Annotated in this window: 3 protein-coding genes; all 3 read right to left on the bottom strand. The window is 62.5% G+C overall.

Going from position 1 to position 6170, the window contains the following annotated elements; translation table 11 throughout:
- Window positions 1-613, bottom strand: a 613-nt coding sequence (locus ACESLM_RS05135) for an alpha-L-fucosidase (protein WP_372630309.1), incomplete at its 3' end; no start/stop codon positions are given.
- A 57-nt stretch (window positions 614-670) separates the two neighbouring features.
- Entirely contained in the window at window positions 671-3790 is a 3120-nt protein-coding gene (locus ACESLM_RS05130; RefSeq protein ID WP_372630307.1) for a beta-galactosidase, read from the bottom strand.
- Window positions 3787-6126 carry a glycoside hydrolase family 3 N-terminal domain-containing protein gene (locus ACESLM_RS05125; protein ID WP_372630305.1) on the bottom strand — a complete coding sequence of 780 codons (2340 nt, stop codon included), beginning with the start codon at window positions 6124-6126 and terminating at the stop codon, window positions 3787-3789. The genes ACESLM_RS05130 and ACESLM_RS05125 overlap by 4 nt, the downstream gene beginning before the upstream one ends.
- Window positions 6127-6170: the final 44 nt, after the last annotated feature.

The following is a 6170-nucleotide window of genomic DNA, read 5'->3' as shown; positions in this document are numbered from 1 at the left end:
TGATCAGAATGTCCGGTTGGAGCTTGCGCATCTCCTCCATCAATTCCACGCTTTGCAAATCGTCCGCGTTGCGGGGCCATACGCCGTCAAAGAAAAAGTGATCGATCCGCCCGTAGTTGGTCAGCAACTCCTTGACCTGGTTGTGCAAATAGGTTCTGACCGTCTCCCAGCCTTCGGGGTTGATTTGCGGACCTTCGAAATAGGCGGGAAGCCGCCAATCGATCCACGAATAATAGAGTCCGACGCGAAGACCTTCCTTGCGGAAAGCGTCCGCGACCTCGCGAACGAAATCCCGGCCGGCCGCTTGCCGCGCGCTGGAATAGTCGGTATAGGCGCTGTCCCACATGCAGAAGCCGTCGTGATGGCGAGTCGTAAAGCAGACGTATTTGAACCCGGCCTTGCGGGCGGTCTTCGCCCACAATTCGGCGTCGAAATGCTCGGGATTCCACGAGCAGGCCAGCGCTTCGTATTCTTGATGGTTCATGTGTTCCCGGAACAGCACCTGTTCTCCCCGCCCTAGCAGGGAGTAAGGCCCCCAGTGGATGAACAAGCCGTAACGGCTTTCCGTAAACCACTTCCAGCGGTCGGGCACCTGAAACTGCGATTGCGTCATTTCCCCATTCCTCCTGCCGGCCGGTTGCCGGTCAATTCCGTATCGTTTCACCCTGCATCAGTTCGACTGGATGGTCGTCTCCTCCGGCCTATACACCGCAATCAGGGCTCCTGTCCCGTCTGCGGCGAACAGCGCGGACCTCTCCGGCTCCAGGCCGAATCGATAGGTTCGTCCCGTCTCGGGGTCCTTCACCGTGATATCGAGCAGTTCGGAGCTTTCCGAGACGAAAATGAACAATGCGCCCTCGCGAAAACGCAGCTTTCTTCCGAAGACTCCCGGCTTATCCCCTCCGCTCAGCCATTCCAGCTCGGACGTCGGCTGCGCCAACTGAAGCGCAAAGCGGTACAGCGCTTCGACCGGCTCGGAGCGCCCGTTCAGCTCGACCGGCAGCGGACAGTGGATCAACTTGCCGCGTCCGATCTCGGCGACCGTCACCTTGCTGACGCCGTCCTCGGCGCCGGCTTCGACTTCCTTGGCCGCCTCCGCGATGCGCAGATTGCCGAATGCGACCGGGTAACGACGACCGTCCAGCTCCAGCGTCTCCTCTCTGCGCACGTTTGCCGGCCGGAGCCGGCCGCTGCCGTTCAGCCGGTCCGTCCGCCTCCAGTAGGCATCGAGCCCGAGCGGTCCCGTGAACAGCAGCACGCAGCCGCTCCTGGAAACATGGTCGAGCAGCTTCTCCAGCGCGGCATCCTCGAAGTTGTGCGCGCTTGGGACGATAATCAGCTTCAGCTCCCCGAATTCGTCCAGGTCGTCCAGATGATATTCGCCGAGCGCCCTGTACGGCTGTTTCAGGCCGTAGCCGAGAATGCGGGAAGCCGTCGTCGTCGCGTCCATCGCCAGCTTCCGGTTGGAGAAGTCGTTGGAATACGGATAGACGACCGCGACCTCCTCTAGCTTGCGCTCCTCGAACAGATGGCCGATTCGGCCCATGAAAGCTCCGAAATCGTACGAGACGTCGGCCTCCGGCTTCTCCGTTCCGTCCGCTCGAAGCGCTCCGATGTTGGACTCGTTGACGTTGTGCATGTAGAAATTCGTGTTCCAGATCCACTGCACCGCTCCCGCTCCGCCCGTCGCGAAGGCGTATGCGTATTTGCGCTCCAGAATCGCCTTCAGCTCCGTCTCGCTGCGCTTGGCTTTGCCCTCCGGCGTTTCCACGTACATGATCCCCGTCTCCTGGATGAGATTGGGCATGCGAGGCGTCTTCGTGAACACGCTGTCCCAGACGAGATGATCGTTCTGCCACCAGGTATGAACCGTCGTATAGTCTACGGCCTCGGCGTAGAAAAAGGGCGACGGCCGCTGGCTGCAGATGCCTTCGTCCTGACCGACGGTGACGAGCTGCTCCGGCCGGATGGAACGGATCGTCTCCACGAGCTCGCCCGCCCACCGATTGTGCATGGCCATCGTGAACAGCGTATAGTCCAGCCATTTGGCGCTTTTCTTCGGATGAATGCTCGTCGGACGGAAAGCCACCTCGTCCGCCTCCGGCGGAATCGCCGAAGCGAAGTCCGGCAGCTCGTCCGGCGTCATGTTCCACAGCTCCTGGAGCCTGCGGATATCTCCGCCGTGCCGTTTCTCCAGCCATTCGGAGAACAAGCGGCGCTCAAACCGGTCCCGCACCGTTTTCGGTCCCGCGAAGATGCGCTTTGGATCGAGCAGCGACGGCTCGTTGATCAAATCCCAATGCACGTGCGTCGAATTCCGATGACGCGAAACGACGGCCGAGATAAAGCGCTTTTGCGCCTCCACGCTCCGGGGGTCCAAATACGGATTAACGCCTTCCCACGCCTCCGGAGCAAAGGCGAAGAACGTAAAGTTCACTTCCAGCCCGTGCTTCTTCGCCGTCAGGAAAAACGCGTCGATCGCCCGCATCGCTTCTTCGTAGGGGTGGCCGTCCACGAACATCACCTTCCGCCACGCCGTCCAGATGCCGGTGCGCAGCAGGTTGATGCCCGCCCGCGCCATCTGCGCCATATCGCGATCCCAGACGGAGACGTTGGGCAGAAACAGGAATTTACGAGCGACGTCCGAGGTCATGTAAGTCATGCCGACGATCGGCATCGGCTTGCCGTCGCGCCGGAAGTAATCGCGGTCCGCGCCCAGAAAGCCGCCCGAGGACAGCAGCCGCTCGTCGAAGCCCCAGAAGCCTTGACGAAGAATGCGAACCTCTCCGTCCGGGGCCGTGACACGGCATTCCGCCTCGTAGTAGCCCGGCTCAACCGCCAATGGAACGTTAAACCGGACGAAGCCGAGCTCGCGCCCCGCCTCCTCCGTCCGTTCCGTCTCCCATAGCGACCGAGACCCGTCAGGATCGCCTGGACGCTTAACCGATAGCGCCAGGCTCCAGCGTCTCGACGGCGCGGGTGCTCCTGCAGACCCGGCTCGCCGGGCAAGAGACTGCATCTGCAGCGTAAACGCGGGCTGCTCCCCGGGATAATACGTCGCGAAATGCGGCTTCAGCCACATCTCCGTCACGCCCTTGGCGCAGAAGCGGCTCCATTCCGTCAACGCTCCGATGCCGTCCGACGACCACAGTTCCTCTTCCGGAGCAAGGTTAACGAACAGCCAGCGCCCGCCGGCGAAATCCCCTTTCGTATTTTCCAGCAGCACAGCCGGAGCGGCCACTTCGCGCCCCTGCGCGGACACCCCCTTCAGCAGGGCGTGAATATGAGCGTCCATCGGCCCGCTCGGACCGCCTTCGCCGGGATGGTCGTCCGCTTTCGTCGCGTGAAGCACGAAGCCGACGGTCGGCTGCACGCCGAACAGCGTCTCGCGGCCGGACAGCAGCGGAATTTGCTCCGACGCGGCGTACTTGACGATCGGCGACGGGTCAACGGGCAGCGCCTCGTGAATGTTCAGCTTCTGGTGATAGGCGGTCTGCTCGTGCTCGCACCGCCACTCCTCTCCGTCCCGATAGACGGGAATCCGCACGGGCGTACCGCCGATATGCAGCAGGTTGCCCCCGCGTCCCAGAAAGCCGAGCAGCGCCGTCCATGCCGACTTCGGAAAATAGGAGCCGTGCAGGTGGACGAGCGTGTCGGCCGTCTCCAGCGCTTCCGCCAGAGCGTCCGCGTTCACCGTCTTGCCGATGCCGCCCAGCGCTGCCGAAGCTTCGCCCTTCGGCCTGACGCCCGCAAACGGGAAGGAATCGTCGTAAAATACAATCGTTGTCATGCTCTGTCTCCTTTCGGTCCGGCCGCTTCCGCGGAGGCAACGGCGCGAAGCTCGACCTTATTCAGGCTGACCGAGCTGCCGCCGATGCCAATGACGAAGAGGCCGGGCTCCACTTCGCCTTCCTTGTCCGGATGGGTAATCTGGAGTGCCTCCTTCCCTAGCGGGAAGGACACTTCGGCGCTTTCGCCCGGCTCCAGGAACACTTTGCAGAAGCCCTTCAGTTCGCGTTCGGGACGCGTATAAGACGAGACGACGTCAGTTACGTACAGTTGAACGACTTCGGCTCCGGCTCTGTCGCCGGTATTCGTCACGGTCACGGCCGCATGGGTCGTTTCGTCCGCCGCGATGCTTTCAGTGCCGAGACGGACCGGACTGTAGGCGAAAGAAGTGTAGCTGAGCCCGTGGCCGAACGGATATTGAGGCGTCAGATCGTATTCGAGATACCTCTTGCCCCGCGTCCGCTTGTTGTTGTACACGAGAGGCAGCTGCCCTTCATGGCGCGGAATCGTAATCGTCAGCTTACCGGACGGATTGGAGTCTCCGAACAGCAGATCGGCGATGGCGTTACCGCCTTCCTGTCCGGGATACCACGCTTCGAGAATCGCGTCGGCGTGCCCGTCGATCCACGGCTCGACTATGGGGCGCCCGTTGATATACACGACGACAAGCGGCTTGCCAGCCTGCTTCAAATGCTGGGCAAGCTCAAGCTGCACGCCGGACAAGCGGAGCGTTACCCGGTCGATTCCTTCTCCGCAATCCATGTCGCTTTCGGCCGAGTCGCTGACCACGGAAGCGCCGGTCCGAAGATCGATGGTGCCTTCCCCGAAATCCCTGGCGCTGGAGCCGCCGAGGACGAGCACGGTCACATCCGCTTCTTCAGCCGCCGCGCGTGCCCGCTCGAAGCCTTCCCGAGACTGGCCGCGAACGCTGCAGCCCGGCGCGTACAGCACCTCCGACTCCGTCCCCTTCAGCTTCCCGACGATCCCGTCCAATACGGTCGCGACGCTTGCTCTGGCTTGCGGGGACGTATAATCGCCCAACTGATTGTACATTCGGTCGGCGTTCGGGCCGACGACGGCGATTTTGCGAATGACATCCGCGCGCAAGGGCAACGTCCCGCGCTCGTTCTTGAGCAGCACCGTTCCTTCCGTCGCCGCCCGCCGCGCCAGCTCCCGATGCTCCGCCCGGCCGATGATCGCGGCGCTCCCTTCCGGGTCGGCGTAGGGCCGCTCGAACAGACCGAGGCGGAACTTGGCCTTCAGCACGCGCAGAACGGCTTCGTCCAGTTCCTCGGACGACACGAGCCCTTTGTCCAGAGCGCTCTTCAGATGGCGCCCGAACATGCTCCCCGACATCTCCATGTCGATGCCGGCCCGCAGCGCAAGCGCCGAAGCTTTCGCTCCGTCCTCGGCCGATTGGTGTCCGTTCGCCAGCATATCGATGGCCCCGCAATCGGTAATGACAAAGCCGTCGAACCCCCACTGCCGGCGCAGCACATCGGTCAGCAAATAACGGTTCGACGTGCATGGCACGCCGTCGATTTCATTGTAAGCCGGCATGATGGACAAAGCCCCCGCCTGGACGCCCTTGCGAAACGGAGGAAGATCGATCTCGTGCAGCTCGCGCGGGCCGATCCGCGCGGGCGCTCCGTTGCGGCCGCCTTCGGAAGCGCCGTACGCCGCAAAATGCTTCAGCGTGACGCCAAGGCTGCCGGGATCGTCAAGACGCTCTCCCTGCATGGAAGTTACGGCCGCAGCGGCCATTTCGCCCGCCAGATAAGGATCTTCGCCGTAGCATTCCTCCGTTCTGCCCCATCTCGGGTCCCGAACGACGTCCAGCACCGGAGAATAGGTGACCGCTCCTCCCTGAACGCGCGTCTCCAGCGCCACCGCCCGGCAGATTCGCTTGTACAGCTGGACGTCCCACATGCTGCCCATCGACAGAGGAACGGGGAATACCGTTGCGCCGATCGCCATATGTCCGTGAGAGCATTCCTCCCCGAACAGAATCGGAATGCGGAGGCGAGAAGCCTCCATGGCGAATTTTTGAATAACGTTGACCGCTTCCGCGCCTTCTCGGGGCGACAGCCCCGTGCTCAGCGTGACTCCCGTCCACGGGTCCGCACGCAGCGTGCCGTACAGCGAGCCGACGCCCCGGCTGCGAACCTCCTCCTTGAAGGCGTCCGTCAGCTTAACCGGGCCTCCGTCCGGATTTTTATCGTACGTTTTCCAGCCGAACAGCTGAGTCAGCTGGCCGATTTTCTCGTCGACGTTCATGAGCTTGAGCAAGGTCGAGGCCCTGCTCTCCGGAGACAGCCCGCAATCCAAGTGCTCCACTCTACTCTCCCCTTTCGTTCGCTCTCCCTCAGCAAGCAAGGCCG

Origin of the sequence: Cohnella sp., from assembly GCF_041641335.1 — a bacterium.
In the GTDB taxonomy this organism is placed as follows: domain Bacteria; phylum Bacillota; class Bacilli; order Paenibacillales; family Paenibacillaceae; genus Cohnella.
Note: the sequence above shows the minus strand (reverse complement) of the source record. Positions and strands in the feature narration are given on the sequence as shown.